Annotated in this window: 18 protein-coding genes; 3 read left to right on the plus strand and 15 right to left on the minus strand. The window is 33.1% G+C overall.

Annotated features, from left to right (window positions below):
• Positions 1-5: 5 nt before the first annotated feature.
• Positions 6-2426: a 3-hydroxyacyl-CoA dehydrogenase/enoyl-CoA hydratase family protein gene (locus tag C7437_RS09585; protein ID WP_211309998.1), complete on the minus strand. Its 2421-nt coding sequence runs from the start codon at positions 2424-2426 to the stop codon at positions 6-8.
• Between the two features lie 187 nt (positions 2427-2613).
• Here C7437_RS09585 and C7437_RS09590 point away from each other — a divergent pair, with 187 nt between their 5' ends.
• Both C7437_RS09590 and C7437_RS09595 read left to right on the plus strand, forming a co-directional pair.
• Complete coding sequence (locus C7437_RS09590) at positions 2614-2931, plus strand: thioredoxin family protein (RefSeq protein WP_111439473.1); 318 nt, start codon at positions 2614-2616, stop codon at positions 2929-2931.
• 125 nt (positions 2932-3056) lie between these two features.
• Positions 3057-3575 carry a C39 family peptidase gene (locus tag C7437_RS09595; RefSeq protein ID WP_111439474.1) on the plus strand — a complete coding sequence of 173 codons (519 nt, stop codon included), beginning with the start codon at positions 3057-3059 and terminating at the stop codon, positions 3573-3575.
• Here C7437_RS09595 and C7437_RS09600 read toward each other — a convergent pair.
• Entirely contained in the window at positions 3572-4447 is an 876-nt protein-coding gene (locus C7437_RS09600) for a 5'-3' exonuclease (RefSeq protein WP_111439475.1), read from the minus strand. The genes C7437_RS09595 and C7437_RS09600 overlap by 4 nt on opposite strands.
• Before the next feature lie 112 nt (positions 4448-4559).
• Here C7437_RS09600 and C7437_RS09605 point away from each other — a divergent pair, with 112 nt between their 5' ends.
• Positions 4560-5774, plus strand: coding sequence for an NAD(P)/FAD-dependent oxidoreductase (locus tag C7437_RS09605; RefSeq protein ID WP_111439476.1), 1215 nt, complete (start codon positions 4560-4562; stop codon positions 5772-5774).
• Positions 5775-5843: 69 nt separating this feature from the next.
• Here the strand turns inward: C7437_RS09605 and C7437_RS09610 are convergent, their stop codons facing one another.
• The 13 genes from C7437_RS09610 to C7437_RS09670 form a co-directional block, all read right to left on the minus strand.
• A complete protein-coding gene (locus C7437_RS09610; RefSeq protein WP_170122354.1) occupies positions 5844-6755 on the minus strand; it encodes a polysaccharide deacetylase family protein in 912 nt (303 codons plus the stop codon).
• Between the two features lie 49 nt (positions 6756-6804).
• Positions 6805-7452 (minus strand): hypothetical protein, encoded by a 648-nt coding sequence (locus C7437_RS09615; RefSeq protein WP_111439478.1) that lies wholly within the window; start codon positions 7450-7452, stop codon positions 6805-6807.
• 118 nt (positions 7453-7570) lie between these two features.
• Complete coding sequence (locus tag C7437_RS09620) at positions 7571-9214, minus strand: GNAT family N-acetyltransferase (RefSeq protein ID WP_245909268.1); 1644 nt, start codon at positions 9212-9214, stop codon at positions 7571-7573.
• A gap of 29 nt (positions 9215-9243) precedes the next feature.
• The gene (locus C7437_RS09625) at positions 9244-10152 is read right to left on the minus strand and encodes a GDP-mannose 4,6-dehydratase (protein ID WP_111439480.1); all 909 of its coding nucleotides are present in this window, start codon (positions 10150-10152) and stop codon (positions 9244-9246) included.
• Entirely contained in the window at positions 10149-11249 is a 1101-nt protein-coding gene (locus C7437_RS09630) for a glycosyltransferase family 4 protein (RefSeq protein WP_111439481.1), read from the minus strand. Before C7437_RS09630 ends, C7437_RS09625 begins: the two co-directional genes overlap by 4 nt.
• 10 nt (positions 11250-11259) lie before the next feature.
• Entirely contained in the window at positions 11260-12024 is a 765-nt protein-coding gene (locus C7437_RS09635; protein ID WP_111439482.1) for a hypothetical protein, read from the minus strand.
• Between the two features lie 34 nt (positions 12025-12058).
• Positions 12059-13573, minus strand: coding sequence for a murein biosynthesis integral membrane protein MurJ (murJ, locus tag C7437_RS09640; RefSeq protein ID WP_111439483.1), 1515 nt, complete (start codon positions 13571-13573; stop codon positions 12059-12061).
• A gap of 155 nt (positions 13574-13728) precedes the next feature.
• Positions 13729-15072 carry a hypothetical protein gene (locus C7437_RS09645; RefSeq protein ID WP_111439484.1) on the minus strand — a complete coding sequence of 448 codons (1344 nt, stop codon included), beginning with the start codon at positions 15070-15072 and terminating at the stop codon, positions 13729-13731.
• A complete protein-coding gene (locus tag C7437_RS09650) occupies positions 15065-16267 on the minus strand; it encodes a glycosyltransferase (protein ID WP_111439485.1) in 1203 nt (400 codons plus the stop codon). Before C7437_RS09650 ends, C7437_RS09645 begins: the two co-directional genes overlap by 8 nt.
• A 59-nt stretch (positions 16268-16326) precedes the next feature.
• On the minus strand, positions 16327-17472 hold the full coding sequence (locus C7437_RS09655) for a glycosyltransferase family 4 protein (protein ID WP_245909264.1): 1146 nt from the start codon (positions 17470-17472) through the stop codon (positions 16327-16329).
• A 199-nt stretch (positions 17473-17671) separates the two neighbouring features.
• Entirely contained in the window at positions 17672-18367 is a 696-nt protein-coding gene (locus C7437_RS09660; protein WP_111439486.1) for a CpsD/CapB family tyrosine-protein kinase, read from the minus strand.
• Positions 18360-19100 (minus strand): YveK family protein, encoded by a 741-nt coding sequence (locus C7437_RS09665; protein WP_111439487.1) that lies wholly within the window; start codon positions 19098-19100, stop codon positions 18360-18362. The genes C7437_RS09660 and C7437_RS09665 overlap by 8 nt, the downstream gene beginning before the upstream one ends.
• A 106-nt stretch (positions 19101-19206) precedes the next feature.
• Positions 19207-19860 carry a sugar transferase gene (locus C7437_RS09670; protein ID WP_342767786.1) on the minus strand — a complete coding sequence of 218 codons (654 nt, stop codon included), beginning with the start codon at positions 19858-19860 and terminating at the stop codon, positions 19207-19209.
• Positions 19861-20042: the final 182 nt, after the last annotated feature.

Here is a 20042-nt window from a genome sequence, read left to right on the forward strand (position 1 = left end):
CAATATTAGTTGCGTAATGGTTTACCTTTCACTAACATATGCTGCATTCTTGCTTGAGATAATGGATCGGCTACAAGACTTAAAAATGCTTCACGCTCTAAATTTAGTAAGTATTGCTCATCTACTAAAGTGCCGTATGGAACTTCGCCACCCGCTAATACATACGCAATTTTTTTAGCAATTTTTAAATCATGCTTACTAATGTATCCAGATAAGAACATACCTTGTGCACCTAATAATAGAGTCGCATACCCTGGTGAACCCGGTACTGGAATTTTTTCATGAATAGGAGCTCTGTATCCTGCTTCCGCAAGAGCAAGTGCTGCTTGTTTTGCATCGTATAATAAATGATCTGGATTCACACTGATTCCATCTACAAAGTTTAAGAAGTTATTTTCACGCGCTTCCTCTCCAGATGTAGAAACTTTCGCCAATGCAATGGATTCAAATACTTTCGTAGCTACCGATTGGTAATCAATTTGAACACCGTTTGGCAAACCTTTTAAGTGTTTAATATACAGTTCTTTATTACCTCCACCACCTGGCAGCAGTCCTACTCCAGCTTCAACTAAACCAATATATGTTTCAGAAGATGCCTGAATATGCGCTGCTGGTAAACAAGCTTCTGCTCCTCCGCCTAGCGTCATGCCAAATGGTGCTGCTACAACTGGTTTTGTAGAATATTTAATTTTCATCATTGCATTTTGGAAACTGCGAATTACAAAATCTAATTCAAAAATATTATCATCTTGTGCTTCCATTAAAATCATGCCTAGATTCGCTCCAACACTGAAGTTTTTCCCTTGGTTCCCAATAACTAGCCCTTTGAAATTTTTCTCTACTTCTTCAATTGAGTAATTGATCATTTGAATGATGTCTAATCCAATGGCATTCGATTTTGAATGGAATTCTAATAATGCTATTCCATCTCCCAAATCTATTAAACTAGCACCAGAATTCGATTTAATCACACCATGTTTCTTCTTATAGCTTTTTAGATTAATAACCTTTTCATTTACAGGAACGATTGTATAATCATTTCCGTCGAAGAAATATAAATCACCATTTTCTTCTTTATAAAAACGTTCGAACCCTTTATCTAGCAAAATTTGAACAAATACAGGAATTTCTTGACCTTCTGCTTGCATTTTCTCTACAGATTCTTTGACACCAATAGCATCCCATATTTCAAACGGTCCTTGCTCCCAACCAAACCCCCATTTCATCGCTTGGTCGATGGATACGATATCATCTGCAATTTCTCCATGAAGCTCCGCTGAATAACGTAAAGTTGGACTTAATATGCTCCATAAAAGCTCCCCAGTACGATCTTTCGCGTATGTTAACATTTTGACTTTAGCTGCTAAACCTTTTTGTTGTTTTGCCAATTCAATAGAAGGTGTTTGTAATTTCTTCACTGGTCCATACTCTAGTGTTTCTGGATTTAACTCTTTTATTTCTTTTCCTTCTTTTACGAAGAATCCTTGACCTGTTTTTGCACCAAGCCATTTGTTTTCTAGCATTTTTTGCATAAATGCCGGTACTTCAAATACCTTTTGTTCATCTCCTGTAGTTTGATCGAACACATTTTTAGCAACATGTGCAAATGTATCCAGTCCAACAACATCTAGTGTACGGAATGTTGCCGATTTAGGTCGACCAATTAATGGACCAGTAACAGAATCGACTTCTCCAACAGAATAACCGCGAGCTTGCATTTCACGAAGAGAAACAAGTAAACCATATGTTCCAATTCGGTTAGCTATAAAGTTTGGTGTATCCTTTGCTAAAACAACACCTTTTCCTAAAACATCTTCCCCAAAATGCTTCATGAATTCTACTACTGCAGGACTAGTTGTTTCTGCAGGAATCACTTCTAATAATTTTAAATAACGTGGTGGATTGAAAAAATGTGTCCCTAAGAAATGCTTACCAAAATCTTCTGAACGACCTTCCACCATTGCATTAATACTTATTCCTGAAGTGTTAGAACTAATAATGGATCCTTGTTTACGTACTGCATCTATTTTTTCATATAAGCTTTTTTTAACGGCTAAATTTTCTACTACTACCTCAATTACCCAGTCCACATCTTTTAATTTTTCTAAATCATCTTCTAAATTCCCTGCTGTTATTAACTGCAAGTTCTTTGTGGATGTAAGTGGTGCTGGTTTTTGCTTTACTAACTTTTGAAGTGCAGTTTGTGCAAATCGATTGCGCACTGCTACGTGTTCAAGTGTCAGACCTTTTAATTCTTCCTCTTTACTTACTTCGTTCGGGACAATATCCAATAATAATGTTGGAATGCCGATATTTGCTAAGTGTGCTGCAATGCCTGAACCCATAACCCCTGAACCGAGAACAGCTGCTTTTTTGATTTGATATGCCACGTGCAAAGCCTCCCCTTCGTTTGAATGAACACTCATTCATTTTATGACTAAAAAAAATAGAAGTTATCTCTATGACTCTTAGTTTAAAACATTTTTTGAATTTTCGCAATAATAAGTTGAAATTATTAAGACATATTTCTTTCTAGTGTTTTTAAAACAGTGTAAACTATAGAAAATCGGAAGTACTGATTCTAAATATGAAAAACTACTGGAGGTATATATTATGAACAAAATTACAACTGCAGAACAATTTAACGAAATTATTGCTGGGGACAAAGAAGTTCTTGTGAAATTCGAAGCCGGCTGGTGCCCTGACTGCCGTCGTATGGAAATGTTTATTGATCCAATCGTCGAACAATACAATCAATACACATGGTACGAAGTAAACCGTGATGAACTACCTGAAATAGCAGAAAAATACGAAGTAATGGGAATTCCAAGTCTTCTAATTTATCAAAATGGTGAGAAAAAAGCACATTTACACAGTGCTAATGCAAAATCTCCAGAACAAGTTACAGATTTTCTTGATGCTCAGAACTAATTTTGATTTGGTTGCTCTATTATGAGCAACCTTTTTTTCTTTGTTTCTTCATATCCTATTCGTTATACTGTACAAATTAGTACGGAAGAAAAAGGAAAACTCTTTTTTACTTGGGAGGAAGAAACATGAAAATTCAACTACCTGTTACTGGTTTTTCTCAATATGATCATACTGTCAATGTAAACTACCAAGCATCAGCATGTGGACCTGTCACTGCATATGTTGTATTGAATTATCTATTGCCAAACGCATGTCCATACAAACCAAACGATCTCTATAAAACTCTTGGGACAACTCGCATTGGATTATTTACTTACCGCTTCTTACGTAATATGCGTAAGATACTAGGCCCTAACTGGAAAGTGGAAAAATGTACACAACACACTGCTTTAAGTGAGCTACAAAATGGGCGCCCTGTCGCACTTAAGTTTGATAAATATTTCTCTTTCCAGTGGAACAAAAAATTTACCTTTTCTTATCACTGGGTTCCATTGATTGGCTATGAATTAGAGAATGGTGAATTATTCCTGATCATCCATGACAATGGTTGGCGCAACCGAGCAAGTAAAATACGAAAAATTTCCTATGCTGAGAATTCAGCAATCCTAACATTTGTTCAAGTTGCACCAAAATCGCACCTTTAACGCTGCAGTTGTCTCGCTAAAATGGTATATCCATGTTCATATAAATAGTCAAACTTTGTAGATGGGATGTCTTGTACGATTAAATGATTTAACTCTGCTTCGATTGGGACATCTCTTCTAATAGTAGCTAATTCTTTTGATAATTTCAGCATGTCCATATCCGCTTCAATTTTTGCTCGTTGCCCAGCTTTCAATAAAGGAAGAGCCTCAATAACTTGTTCAACTGTTCCATAAGTTTGGACTAGTTGTAATGCAGTTTTCGGCCCAATCCCTTTTACTCCGGCATATCCATCACTAGAATCCCCCATGAAAGCTTTTACATCCGGAAACAATAGCGGTGAAATCCCATATTCCTCTAAAAAACGCGCTTCGTTATATACATCATAAATTGTAAAACCTTTTTTCGTAAATGCAATATCCGTGGAAGGATGTAGCAGTTGCAGCAAGTCTTTATCACCACTCACAATTGTAAACTTCGCATCATCCTGCCATTTATGTGTAATGGAAGCAATTGTATCATCTGCTTCCATACCAATGATCCCAAAGTTCTGCCATCCTAAATGCTCCGATAAATCTTGTGCCATATCAAATTGGGGTACTAATTCTTCGGCTGGTTTTGGACGATTTGCTTTATATCCATCGTATAGTTCATTGCGAAAAGTTTTCATCCCTTTATCCCAGCAAATAGCCATATGTGTAGGCTCTATTAAATTTTGTGCTGCTAATACATGTCTCGCAAACCCTTGTACTGCATTCGTCGGGATTCCTTTGTCATTTTTGAAGTAATTTCCAGACATCGCTGTCGCAAAAAATGATCGGAACAATAAAGCCATTCCATCTATTACTAATACATGTGGTTTCTCTTGAGTCATTTCAAACATCCTTTTTTTAGATAGATTCCTATTTAGTATAACATTTGTAGCTTGATTCGAAAGGAATGCGGGTATACAACTTGTAAAGCAAATAAATTGGGGGCTTTATATCATGAAAATACACAATGGTTCACTTTATTGGCCTACAACTACTACTCCGTTCGTACCAAAAAAAGTAGAAGAAACACTAGAAAGCTATGATGTGATAATTGTAGGAGCTGGAATGTCCGGATCTTTGACTGCTCTAGCATTAACAGAAGCAGGTTTGTCCGTGGCAGTTTTGGATAAGCGGGATATGGGAACTGGAAGCACAAGTGCTAATGCGGGATTATTACAATATTCAAATGACATTATGTTATATGAGTTAATAGAGCAAATTGGGGAAAAAGATGCTGTTCGTTTCTATCAACTTTGCTATGATGCAATAGAAGATTTAGAAAAAGTAGCGAATAGTTTATCCAATGAATCAGATTTCATGCGTAGACCTAGTATTTGTTATGCAAGCGATGAAAAAGATATTGAGAAAATTAAAATGGAATATTCTACTCTGAAAAAGTATGGCTTCCCTTGCGATTACTTTGGACCAAATGAGATGTCACAAAACTTACCCTTCTCGAAAAGTGGAGCATTAGTAACTTTTGACGATGCAGAATTAAATCCATTAAAATTTGTCCAAGGGGTCCTTCAAAAAGTTGAATCCCTGGGAGCACATTTATATCATTATATAGAAGTAACAGATGTATTTGAAGAAAACAACCTGTTCGAGATCCGCACTTCAGACCAATCGTTTTATACAAAAAACATTATTTATACGACTGGTTATGAAACTGTTCCCGTCGGAAATAGAGTTGGAGCAGACATTAATCGCTCTTATGTATTTGTTAGTAATCCGATTCAACATTTTAAAGATTGGTATAAACAAGCATTGATTTGGGAAACTAAAAGACCTTATTTATATGTTCGTACTACTGTCGAAGGAAGACTAATCGTTGGTGGTCTAGATGAAGACAAACCAGATGCACCGCTGTCGGATGAAATAATTATGGAGCGTGCCGAACGTTTACTGAAACAAAGCAAAAAATTATTCCCCCAATATGAGATCGAAATTGACTATGCCTATGCTGCTAGCTTCGGTGAATCGATTGATAATTTACCTTTCATCGGCGAGCATCCTACAAAAAAAGGGCAATACTACTTACTTGAATATGGAGGAAATGGCACAGTCTATAGTATGTTAGGTTCTCATATTTTGAGAGATTTATTAACTGGTAAACGAAATGAAGATGCCGATATTGTTGGGTTAAATCGACAATATGGGATTAAATAAAAAAACGAAAGGAGATTTGGTTCTCCTATCGTTTTTTGATTTTGTCGTGATCGCCTGTTTTTTTCTCACTTATGATTGCACATAGTTGACAGCTTCGCACATATGGAAGCTTTGAAAATCATATTTTTCTTTTAAAAATGCTACATGTTTTAATATTTCTTCTAAAAAGGCTAGATTTTCTTCTGTATGTTTTCCAAAATTATGAGGATGCCACCATAAATGATACAGTTCATTTTTGCGAGCTGCATCTGTTAACCCATTTTTAATCCTACGTAAACGAAGCCCCTCTAGTTGTTTTAATGTTTTACTATAAGGACGTAAAAACCGACTAGACTTAATATTAATAATCGGCTCTGTTTCTATGTCCTTTTTAGAAAATGTATGATGACCAGTAATATTAAAATAGGCATCCATTAAACGAAGAGCTCGTTTTGTTTTAGTATTCGTTTTGTTTGTATAAGGTCTATAAATCCAGCTGTCTTCATTTCCTCGATAAGCTGTTATTCCATTCGCTTTGCAAACTTGTAAGTAGTCAACATTTGTTTGATTTCTCGGAAATACTAATGAAGTGACACTGTCTTCCATTTTAAGAACTGCTTGTAAATCTTTTTCAAAATGAGCTAGCTTTTGTCCCTCTTCTAAACAATAATAATGAGAAAATGTATGAGTGCCTATTTCTTGATTGACCGACGCTGCAATTTCACGAATAAAGGACTTCCCAAAATGATATGGATCTTGTTGCTCATCTTCTCCTACAAAAGGAAGATTACGCTTAGGAGAAAATAGATGGTTCTCATATGGTAGATCTAATGTTTCTAAAATGGAACTTAGCTCTTTTTTGTTTTGACAATAAAGCATTCCAACAATAGCCCAGGTGGCATGGATATTATATGTGGAAAATAACTGTAATATTTTAGGAATAGCATGCCTGGCACCTAATATATTCTCTCCATATTCATCAAGAGAAAATACATCATGCACTCCCCAATTCAGCTCCACATCTAACGAAATAATGAGAGCACCCAGTTCTTCATCCTTTCGTCATTTTGACAGAGCGCAACCAGAGGACAAGTTTGCCGATCATTGAATTCGCCTCATATCCTGAATAAACCGAGATAACCTCTCCTCCAAACTCCATTTTAAATTTCCATATATTTTCATTTGTCGTCAGCCCACCCATATCATAAGTTAAATGGTTATGTTCCTTAAAGTATAAAATATTTCGCCAAAGTAAATATCTACTTCCTTCACTTAACTTCCTTTTCTCTTCCGTTTTATTTGAAAGACGAAAATGAGAAGCTGAATATAAGGAAAAAGCAATATCTCCATCTGAAATGTATACTCGGTAACATTGGACTACTTCTGATTCATTTAAAAGTTTCGTTATAATAAGTGCATTTTGATCTACCAATAATCGCATTGTACTTAAATGAAAAGAATCACATGAATATGTTTTCGTCTGTTTAGCAAATTGATTGTAGAACGTTTGGAATTCTCGAATATCTTCAATAGTTGGTTGTGTTAAGACCTCTATATGAAATCCATAGCTAGATGCTTTATTAATTTGTTTTCGATTTGATCTGTGCAACTTTGTATATAACTCTTCTTCTGTTTTCGTTAAATCAATATATATGGTTTCAATTTTTGGTAATGTATTATTAGGAATCGAGGAATGCATAAATCCCACAATATGCACTGATCTATTATACAGATTAGGTTCTTTTATAAAGTAATAGTTTAGCATGCTTAAATTTAATATTTTTCTTTTTAAAAGGATAATGGCAGCACCTTCTTTTCTAATTTGCTACTACTTTTTCTAATTTTGCTCTACCTAGCTTTCTCGAGTATGTTAACTTTTCTTCCCATAGAAAACCAGCATATTCTAATGCAACCACACTTGCAAAATCCTTCCTATTTACATGCATATAAATATACTTTACGCCATATTGTGTTTGAACAAATGAAATAATATCTTCTAAGTTTTCTTTCTTCCAATCTCTAATATAAACACTTCTCTTTTTTAAGTTGGATACTAATTCAATATCCTCTAAACGAATGACATTTTTATTGACCCAAAATGCATCTTGAATCGTTGATGTGTAGTGCCCTATATAACCATTATAAATTTTCTGCAACATTTCATTCCGGTTATTGGTACAGGTAAGCACCATTTGAGTTGTAATTTCTTTAAAGTTACTGACCTTCTTCAACTCACTATCTGAAAGTTTTACAATTACATATTCTTTCTTTTCATAGAAAAATGGAACTATCTTTTCCTTCCATAGAGACTTCCACACTTGCACTTCCCACTTATTTCTTATCAAATACTTTAACTTTCCAATCGTATTTCTTCGGAACAATACAAAAAAACGATATTTCTTTATCTTTGCGATAAGCATCTCTTTTACCCATAAAAAGTTTCTAAAAGCTTTTGCTCGTATTGTATTCGTTGAAAAAATTGTTTTTCTTGTATAGTCAAGATTTGTGTTCCAATCAAATTTATATGGCTCATACCCAATACTCATATCTAATTTTTGAAAGTTATCCACCAGACATCTTTGAATCTTTTCTTTTATGAGTAATCTACCTGGACCATAACAATCAAAATCAGAATTATGACCAAGAACATAGCCCATATATCGACCTCTACATGTAAAACCATAAGTAAATGCAATTATTTCGTCACCTACAAGTAATGTAGACAATCTGACACCCATTTTGTCTGGTTTTTGTTCCGCTAAATAGCGAAAAAAAACTTGTTTTCTTTCACTGGAGAACCCACTAGTATCATTTTTCTTTTCCCATCTTTTCTTATGCATTTTAACAATTTTGTCCATTACGGAGGCTGAAGCAATCTGTAATGATACATCTCCAAGTGCACGCAATCTTTTTTCTCTACGATCCATTCCATGCATCTTTCGTCTCGGCTTCATATAATCCTCGAAATCCATATTTTGTAGATTTACATACGGTGTTTCAATTCGGTTATATCGCTGTTTCATATTTCTAACTTTTAAATAATCCGATAATATATTTGGTGTATCCGTACTTTCTAGCAATCCATGTAAATTAAATACGGCGCTTTTTTTCAGCTTAATTAATTCATCAAATAGGTACATAATTGCTCTACTTTTATCCACTTTTCGGACGATAAAATCCATATAATTTGCATCACCTAAAGCTAGAAAATGGACCATATATCCAAACCACTTTTTTTCAAATTGAAATGGAAAAAATGCAATGATTCGATTATGTTCTTTTACTGCGTATATCTCTATTTGTTGCTCTAATCCTAAAATTCTCCACCAATTATAGACAAATGCATATTCAATAAATGGATTAGAATTGTTATTTTTTTCTAAAATAGTATTCCATTCATTTTCATATATTTCTAAATGCTTATAGGTTCTAATCTGAATAAGCTCCAAGTAATCATCCATTCGTATCAAATTTGCATCCCTAAATAAAGTTAAGAATGTTTTAGCTGAACATAATAGTCGATTGTTTCTTTCAAACCTTCTTGTAAACGATAAGTCGGAGTCCATCCAAGGGATCGAATCGCTTTTACATTTGAAAGAACACTCCTTTCAATCTCACCTTCTCGCAAGCTTTCATAGACTGGTTCTGTATGAACTCCTACCAATTGAGCTATTTCTTTATATAAATGTTGAATAGAAATTTCGGTGTTGGAACTAATATTAAAAATACCGATTTCTTCTGATAACATCGATTGAATACATGCAAGTGCGACATCTTTTACAAAGATGAAATCTCTTGTTTGATTGCCATTATAAATGGTTGGATTTTGTCCTTCTATTAATTGACTGATGAAAGTAGTAATGGCTCCATTTGGTTGCAATGGACCGTATACATTTGAAAAACGAACGATACAGCTTTTTACATTAAATAATTTATCATAAAGTTGAACATACTTTTCTGCAGAAAGTTTAGAAAGGGCATAAAAAGAGAGGGCATGCAGTTTACTATCCTCTACTACTGGTAGTGTAGTTGGATTGCCATATACAGCTGCGGTGGAAGCAATGACACATTTTTTTGTTTTGTACTGCCTTGCATACCGTAAAATGTTTAGCGTGCCAAATAAGTTCGCTTGGCAATCTTCTACCGGTTTACTCATCGATTCTATAACAGAAGATTGCGCAGCCAAATGAATAATATAATCAGGCTGTTCTATTTGAAAAACAGTTTCTATTTCATCTTTCGTAATATCCATTTCATAAAAGACAATATTTCCTGGGAGATTACTTAACTTGCCCGTCGACAGATTATCTAAAGCAATTACCGAAATTTGTTTTTCCAATAATGCTTGGACTACGTATGAACCAATAAAACCTGCTGCTCCCGTTACCAATACTTTCATAGCATATCCTCCGATTTGATTAAATTTCGATACAGATTAACTGTTTTTTCATACATATTGTCAAAAGTAAAGCTTGCTTCATAAATTTCTCTGCTTCGCGTACCCATTTTCACTCTTAACAGCTCATTTTCTACTAGCAGCTTAATAGATTCTGTTAAATTTCCGTTTATTAAGAATCCATTTTCATTGTCCCGAACAGCTTCTTTCACTCCTCCAACATTAGATGCAATGATTGGAAGACCATGTGACATCGCTTCTAAAATACTTAGAGGAAGTCCTTCCCAAGCAGAAGTGAGGACGAAAATATCTGCCTCATTTAAAAGCTCGGATACATTGGAGTTGGTACCTAAAAAAGTGACTTTATCCGCCAAATCATTTTCTTGCACATACTGAACAGATGATTGTTTTAACCGACCATCTCCTACAAAAATCATATGCCAGTTCAAATCCTTTATATGCATAAGTGCATGTAATAGTTGTAACTGCTGCTTTGGTTGGTCAAAACGCGCAACCATCAGGATTTTCACTTCATCATTAGTGATACTATTAATAGAGTTATAACGAGAATCCAATACTCCATTATGAATCGTCATTATTTTATTGGCTGGAAGTACGTTATGACTTAGCGCTAAATTACGATCTTGATCACAAACAGTAATAACCTTTTTGGAAAGTTTTCCTACACCCTTTTCAATTGTTCTATATAATCGTTGCTTTTTCGGATCTACACCTTCTGTAAAGGCCCACCCATGCGCCGTAAACACACATGGAATTCGAACGGACCAACTGGCAAGCCTACCAATGATTCCTGCCTTTGAAGAATGAATTGCTACAAGATCGGGTTGTATGTCTTTCAACATTCGCCTCACTTCTATGAAAGCAAGAAGATCCTTCCAAACATGTATCTGACGAATTAAATACTTACTAAAAAAATAGTTGACCCCATCTACCTTTAAATCTCCGATAGCTTCTTTACCTCCACCATAAATAATCGAAACTGAATGTCCCTCCTCGGAAAGACACCTCGAAATATCGCGCACATGCACCTGTGCTCCTCCTATTTCATGCATATGTGTAATGAGTTGAACAATTTTCATGGAGTATCCCTCATTTTATTTTTCTGATAGCACTTACAATGAATTTTAGGTCCCTTATTTTTAGGAGAATGAATCCGGTAATTGTGCCTGCTCTATATCCAAAATATACAGGAATAATTTCTCCACCAAATCCAACCTTAAATCTCCGGATGTTCTCATCATTAGTTAAACTTCCAAAATTGTATAATTCGTAATCATTTTTCTTAAACCAAAGAATGCTGGTCCACGTTAAGAAGCGATTTGCTTGGCTCATCATTTTTTTAAACTCTGGATTGTCAATCTTTCTAAATGTTGAAGCAGAATACAAATTCATGGCGACTTTATCATCTATAATGTAAACGCGATAGCAAAGAATATTTTTACCGTCTTTCATGTAAGTTATTAGTAACGACTTTGTATCGCGAAGTAACTTCATCGTTTTCATGTGATAGAAATTGCAAGAATGCGTTTTTTTATCTTTAGCAAAATCATTATAAAAATTTTGAAATTCTAATAAATCTTGATCTGTTGGGTTTTCAATTACAATATGCCCAAGTTCTAGCTCTTCTCCTCTTCTAACTTGCCTTCTTGTAGTTTTATTCATTTCCTTCAATAATTCTGACTCATCTTTTTGTAAGTCGATTTGAAGCGTCTCGTAACTATTAGATAAACCTTCTGGACTCAAAGAATGTAAATAGCAGGTTACCGGAACTTTAGATTCCTTTGGAAGCTTCTCATTTCGAAAATAATGTATTTTAATCTTTACATTCATTAATTTCCTTTCAATTGTAATCACTTTTATTTAGCACCTTACCTTTCTCGCTTACCCTTTAACGATGAATTTTACTAAGCAAAAAATGTAAAATAATTTTCGATTCTTTCACTTTTAATAGTGTAATTAGAATAAAATAGACGACACTTCCTATAAAAATGACTATGAACATCTTTAATAATTCGTTCCAATCAGTTAATATATATTCGTATAATCCATATACAATTACACCCATCACAAAGGAAGCTAATGTTACTTTTATAAAAGTAATGAAATTCCCTTTCAATCCAAAAGAACCGATTTTCCTTCTAAGAGTAATTATTAAAAGTGTCGAGCAGAAAATTGCAGAAATACTAGTAGCCAATGCAAGTCCACTGATTCCCATAAAAGAGGATAATAGTAGATTTAAAATAATATTTAAGACTACTGAAATTGAAGCATTATACATAGGAGTTTTCATATCTTGAAGAGAGTAAAAAGTACGATTTAAAATTTCCCGAATACCGTATCCAATCATCCCAATGGAATAGAAAAAAAGCGCTTGGGAAGTTATATTAATTGCATGTTCATCAAAGTGGCCACGTCCAAAAAGTAGCCGAATAATTGGCTCAGATAAAATCATGATCCCAATGCTTGCTGGCACTACAATAAGAAGCACACTAGAAATAACTTCATTAATGGACTCTTTAAATTCTTCTGTATTCTTTTTAGCTGCCATATTTGAAATAAGTGGAAACATTACCGTTACAAAAGAAATGACAAATACCCCTTGGACGAAATCATTTAATCTACTCGCATAGGTTAAAGCAGATATTCCCCCTTCGACCAATGTAGAGGCAAGTGTTTTATCTATCATCATGTTAATTTGATCAATGGATATCCCAATCATAATTGGAAAGACAATAACAGCCATTTTCTTAATATTCTTGTCTCCAAAATGGATAACTGGTTTATATCGATAACCAATCTTGTATAGGGTAGGCAATAAAAAAAGCAATTGAACCAATGCAGCAATAACACTTCCAATTGCTAAAACAATAATATTCGTTTGTGCACTGATAATAATGGAAAGGATAATAATCAAATTGAAAGGAAATCCAATCATAGCCGGTACAGTGAACTTACCATGCAATTGTAAATAACTTATGAATATCTGGGTAACACTAGTAAAATATACCCCTACTAATGCAATACGTGTAAATAAGACTGCTGTCTCCAATGTCTCACCGTCAAAGCCTAATGCGAATAATTTTACTAATATATTTGAAAATACTAGACCAATTACAATCGATGCAGTTGTCACTACTAAAACAATATTCATAAGATTATTTGTAAATCCTGTGGCTGAACGAAGACCTTCATCATGCTCTATTTTCTTATACATTGGAATATAAGCAGTGGATATTCCTACAGCGATAAGACTAAATAAAACTGAAGTAATGGTAATTGAAATGATGTATGCATCACTTATAGAAGATGCACCATAAAAATAGGAAAGTATAATATCACGTAGAAATCCAAACATTTTAGAAAGAATCGTTATGGACATTAAAAGTACTGCTATTTTTTTCATCGTATTAGCGAGTTTCCCTCCCTCACATCCTATACGGATGAAGTTGTACTAGAATTATATTCAAGTAGGTTAGGTAAACAGAACAAAAGTAAACTAGAAATATTCCTTTACTGGAGGAGGGTAAGTTAGATTTTTCTGTTTAGATAAGTCGTTATCTAGATCATTTGATGCTTTGTGTATCCATTATAATTCAGAGCGAAAATAACTAAAAATAGGTGGATTGGAAAATACTCCATAACAAATGAATCTAATGAAAAGTTTGCTAATAGTAATGTTAAAAGTGGGATGTTATTCACGGATAATATTTTAAATCTTTTTTTGTTTTTAGATTCAATTATTAAGTTTTCACGTATAGTATTAAAATAAATTAAGGTAATAATTGTCCCTATGATTCCCATATAATAAAGACCTGTCAAATAACTATTGTGTGCCATTGTATCGTTTAAAGAAACCGCTCCATATCCAACTCCCAAAATCAAGACTCTCATATCAAAAGTTATATCGGACAAGAACATTTGCCAAATTTCACTTCGACCTGTTGTCAAACCTGTAAAGCCTTGTCCAGATCCAACAAATCTTTGGAAGTAAGAACTATAGAGATAATCGAATGCAAAAAAAGCAACCACTCCACCACATAAAAGTATTGATAATGTGAATTTTATGCCAACTTTTATATTGTTTCTTGAAAAAGAAATCAATGCTAAGATAACTAAGAATAAGAAAACTATTAAATACATTTTTGAAAGAGATAAAAATCCTAAGACCGATAACATCATACATAACAAAACTGATATATTTTTTCTCTCTTTATCGTAGTAAATACTAACTAACAAGCATGATATAGCTAATAAGATTTGAATTGAATAATAATTCGGGTCTATATCAGCTCCAGCGAACCTAATATTCAATTTCCCACCAACTATCAAAGTATATATTTCCGTCATACTTATAAAGTATTGATTTAAATCGGGAATTTTGTAACTAATAAGTCTAATGAAACTTGATAATAACAATCCTAGAGCATACATTCGAATATACCTTCCAAAAAGCCTGTTATTTTTTACAAACGATACCGCAAAAAATAATAGTGTGTAATTTAACAAAAAACCTAATACGGTTGTTAAAGAACTTCCACCTACTAATGGTATTGTAATAACATATGCCGCAAATAACATGTAGCCTAATAAGAACTTTATTTCTAATTTACTATTATGAATAAGCATGTATATTATGCAGATAAAAATATACATGGCAGATAAAAATATAAATAAAGAAAAATCGGAATACTGAAATTTCAATACATATACCCAAGAAATAAAAAACAAAAGATATTCAAATTTATATTCAATACGATCAAATAATATCCCGGCAGAAGTAAGGAGTAAAAATATCAATAGAAAAATATTATTCCCTGTATACATTTTAAGAACAACAAAAATGCTTGATATGATACAAATTATTATGCTGTTTCTTCCTTCATATATACTTTCCCTACCCAATTTTTACCACCTCTAAAAACTGATCCATAGATTTCTTATTAGTAAAAACACTATTATTTATATTGGTTTTCATCCTTTCAATTTCATCTGGATTTATTAACAAGGATTTTAAAACTGAAAAAATACTTTCCAATTCCATTTCTGTAATAATGCCATTAAAGTCTTCCGTTATTTGCTCACTCGCAGAAGGAAAACACGTTGTAACAACAGGTGTCCCTAAAACTAAAGCCTCCCCTATGACCATGGGATAGCCTTCATATGCAGATGTTAAAACAAAAATATCACTTTTTTCAATATAAGGATATGGATTATCTTTATTACCAACAAATTCAATTAAATCCGATACGCCTAAATTTTTTACAAGAAGATTATTTGTTACAAAATCTGGCCCATCACCAACAACTGTCCAGTGAAAATTAGTTATTGAATCATCTTTTAGCATTTTACATAATTTAGGTATTAGATGGAATTGCTTTGTTGAATTTTCTATTCTACCTATAGAAACAATACTTATTCCTTTTGTCTTAAATGGTGTGTATTCCATTGCCTTGGTTTTTATCTCTTCAATTGGAAAAAGGTTATTAACAACATTTATCTTTTTTTGATATTCAGGTATAAGTTCGATTAGATTCTCTCTACAAGCATTCGAGACGCACACAATATTATCAAAATTTCTATAAGTATTCATAGTAGTCCTGTATTTAAATCCTGCTTTTATTGGATCTGTATGTACCCAAGCGATTTTTTTACTCGCATCAACAAATTCATCAACAAATTGACTTGTTCCACGGTTAAAATATCCATATGGAACGTCATTAAAGTATGAAATAGCATAATCATATTTATCTAATTTTTTTTGCATTTTAAAAAGCTGTCTATAAAATTTCTCAGATCCAATTATTCTAACAATTACCATGCCAACGATTCTTAGTAATAAGTGAAATATATTTCCTTTATCTTTAACGACAGAATAAGGTGTTGAAATTAATCTTAGAAACAATGACCCACTATATAAGTTAACTTTATAAGGTATATCTTTTATTAGGACTCCATCACCAAATAAAAAGAGATCTATCTCAATATCAGAATCTATATTTTTTTTTATATTTTCTTTTTTTAACTCCTTTAATGTGTTTATTAGTGCTTTTTGAATACCACCGATTTGTAAATTTTGGCCTACAAATAATAGTTTCATACTTAATTCCTTTCATTAAAAATTCTCCTGAATTTTAAAAGATATAGTAAGTATTAGAGCTATTTTTCATTTTCCAATTCCCTATATAGACTTATTAGTCTTTTTTCCATTTCATCCCAGCTATAGTCTTTTTGATATAACTTTTTCATTTTGAAGGATATCTCTGGCCACTCATTTCTTTTTGCTATTAAATTTTCTATTGCAACCTTCAGACTTTCAGAATTATAATCAATTACTTCACCAATATTAAATTGTGTAACTATTTCTGACATTCCTGTATTTTTTACCATTATTAACGGTTTTCCAAGCATTAATGCCTCATAGAATTTATTGGGCGCAGCATAATAATGATTTCCTACTGTTGGATCATATATTGCAGTCATAATATCACAACTTTTTTCAAGTTCTAATGTTTTACTATAAGAAAGTTTTCCATAATATTTAATATTGTCATATTCAGATGCTTGCTTTTTAAAATAACCTTCAAACTTTCCAAAACCACCTATGTGTAACTCCCACTCTTTATTATTCTTAATAATATCAGCTAATTCTTCTATAAATCTCTTATCTTGAAGTACACCAACATACACAATTTTAACTTTATTTTTATTTAGCTTTAATTTTGGTAGATTTTCATCTAGTCTAGGTGGACTATTATGAATAATAACTAATTTTTTCGGTTTTGTTCCTCTTATCTGATCTTTCCTTTTTTCTGTACAAATAATAGTTGCATTAGCATGATTAATTATTGTGTGTTGCAAGTGCACGATATACTTTTTCAATATACTAAAATTGCCACCTGAATTAGTAAATAAGTAATCAAATATGTCATATACTAGCTTTTTTTTTAGTAATTTTGAGCAATGATATGCAGTGTAGGCTGTATCAAAATCACAAGCATGAATTATATGATACTTTTTTCGATTCTTAAATAACCATAAAAGTAGACGGAATTGAAATATTAAAAAGGGTTTTAGGTTTTTAACTCCTTCACCATAGGTAGAAGGAATACCTAGTTTATAAATTTTCACTCTTCCATCGTTCAGTTCTAAGAATGATTCTTTTATTTTGTATTTAAAGTCTCTATCCCACGCAACAATTTTAACTTCATATCCTGCCTTAATAAGGCTATTAGCTTCCTTTTCAACCCTCGAATCAGGATCTACAGGGTTTGATCTTAAAAGTACAATACTTTTTTTCCCCAAACTATAACCCTCTTTTAAATTATATATATTTCATCAATACACGAAAATTAATGACTAGCTCAGTCTTGGTTCCCGACTTTGAAATTACAATAATATACATATCCTATTTTTTAGATATTGCAATAATCGTTTCATGTAGCGGCTACAGACGGATGTGTTTACATAACTTAATCCAAAATAATAGAAAAATGACATATCACTATTCCGCTTCTCCATAGTGTTGATAATAGTAATGATCTTTTTCTATTTTGAAATTATTAAGAATTACCCCAAGAATATTCGCGTTTGAAGCTTGGAGTGCTTCCTTTGCCTTTACACCATTTCCTTTATCCGTTGTTCCTGAACTGATGACAATAATTGTTGCATCACATTTATTTGATAGAATTTGTGCATCCGCAACAGAAAGGACTGGTGGAGCGTCAAAGATAACAAGGTCATATTTTAATTTCACACTTTCAATAAAGGCATCCATTACATTCGATCCTAGGAGTTCAGATGGATTAGAAGGAATCTGGCCACATGTTATTAATGTTAATCCTTTAATTCCAGTATCTTTAACAATTTTTTCAATGCTCCATCGACTCATTAAGTGATTAGTTATTCCGGGAGAAATTAGTGTATTAAATGTGTAATGCATCGTGGGCTTCCTTAAATCAGCATCGACTAGAAGTATTTTTTTACCCTCTTGCGCAAAAGAAATAGCAATGTTTGCTGCTATCGTTGATTTCCCCTCCCCCATAGAAGCAGAAGTGACTAAAAGAGTACCCAGTTTCTTTTCCTTCATAGCAAATTTTATATTCTCACGCACCGTACGAAATTGTTCGGCTACAATTGATTTAGGATTGGTGCTTGTCTCAAGTTTCCTCGCAGTTTTTATTTGCTTCTTTTTAAACACTTTTATGCCTCCGTTGCTTTCTAAGACTCTTCAATCCTTTTGAGTCTATAGATTTCTTCTGAGTAATTGGACTAACGAGACCAAGAATTGATAGCTCTAGTATGTCATTCACATCCTGCTCTGTTTTTATAGAGGTATCTAAATACACTTTCAGTAAAGTGATCCCAACTCCAATCATTACTCCTATTACTGTTGCAATCACTAAATTTAAAGGAATATTGGGAGATACAGGTTTAATATTTTTTTTATTGACTGCTGGTGATATTACAGTAATATTATCAACATTCATAAGAGTTCGAATTTCATTTTGAAGTACCTCTGCAGTCATATTGGCTATATTCACAGCTCTTATAGGATTAGAATCTTGAACACTTACATTAATAACTTGTGAATTTTGCTCACTGTTAACTTCAATTTTTTCATAGAGTAAATCTGTTGTGGTATTTAACTCTAGATTATCTATTACTTTTGACAGGATAACTGGGCTTTTAATAATGACATTATAGGTGTTGATTAATTGAAGGTTCGTTTCTATATCCTGCGTGTTGAATTGATTTTGTTCTAGTTCCTTTTGATTTATTAATATTTGAGTTGACACTTCATAAATAGGGCTCAGAAAGAAATAGCTAACTACCGCTGCAATCGTCACTGACATTACTAATATGCTGAATATAAGTACAATCCGTTTCTTCAATATCTTGAATAATTCTTGTAGGCTGATCGTTTCTTTCAAAAGTATTTTACTCCCTTCTTAGAATTTTTTTAGTATAATTAAATGTGCAGAAAGTTATAATTCCCTCCACAGAAAGTGCTCATAATCTAGTCCAGAAAAAATAAGATTAATAAGCACCCTTTCCAGTGACAACAATCACTAATGTTAGAAATATAATCTTCAAATCTAGAGAAAATGAGCAGTTCTTCACGTAATACAAATCGTGGAATATTTTTTCCCCATGTGTAATAGCTGATCGTCCATTTACTTGGGCATAACCTGTAATTCCTGGTTTTACAAGCAGACGTTTCTTTTGATCCCATGAGTAGTGCTTCGTGATTTCAATAATTTCTGGTTTAGGTCCAACAAAGCTCATATCACCTTTCAACACATTCCATAGCTGGGGTATTTCATCGATACTGTATTTTCTATAGAAACTTCCTAATCGAGTTATCCTTAAATTAACTGGCTTTGCAAAAACAAAGTCTTGCGGAACCTCACTTTCCCATTCATATTGATGAATACTCGACTCTAAAACTGTCAATTGCATCGTTCGAAACTTCCAAATAGTAAAAGGTTTATTATTCCGCCCGGTTCGTAGCTGCTTAAATAAAATAGGTCTCCCGGAAAAGCAGAACAGAATTGCTGCAAATACAAGAAATAAAGGAAAACAGAGCAAGAGGAGAGAAAAACTTGCTATGATATCCGCTGTTCTTTTTCCAATGCGATGATACAAATAATAAGTGGATTGTTGCTGTTCAAAATCTTTGAGGTCCTCCAAAACACAGTCTCCTTATCCATCGTGGAATATGGCCTATGAAAAAGTATATTCACCATCCCTACCAAAAAAGAACTAATCTATAAACTTTCAGTTAAGTCAATAGAAACAAACACAAATTGTTTCAAAAAAATAAACCATTAATTAGCTAGTAAATATTAGCTAATACATAGTTCCATAGATAG

It is taken from the genome of Psychrobacillus insolitus, from assembly GCF_003254155.1.
In the GTDB taxonomy this organism is placed as follows: Bacteria; Bacillota; Bacilli; order Bacillales_A; family Planococcaceae; genus Psychrobacillus; species Psychrobacillus insolitus.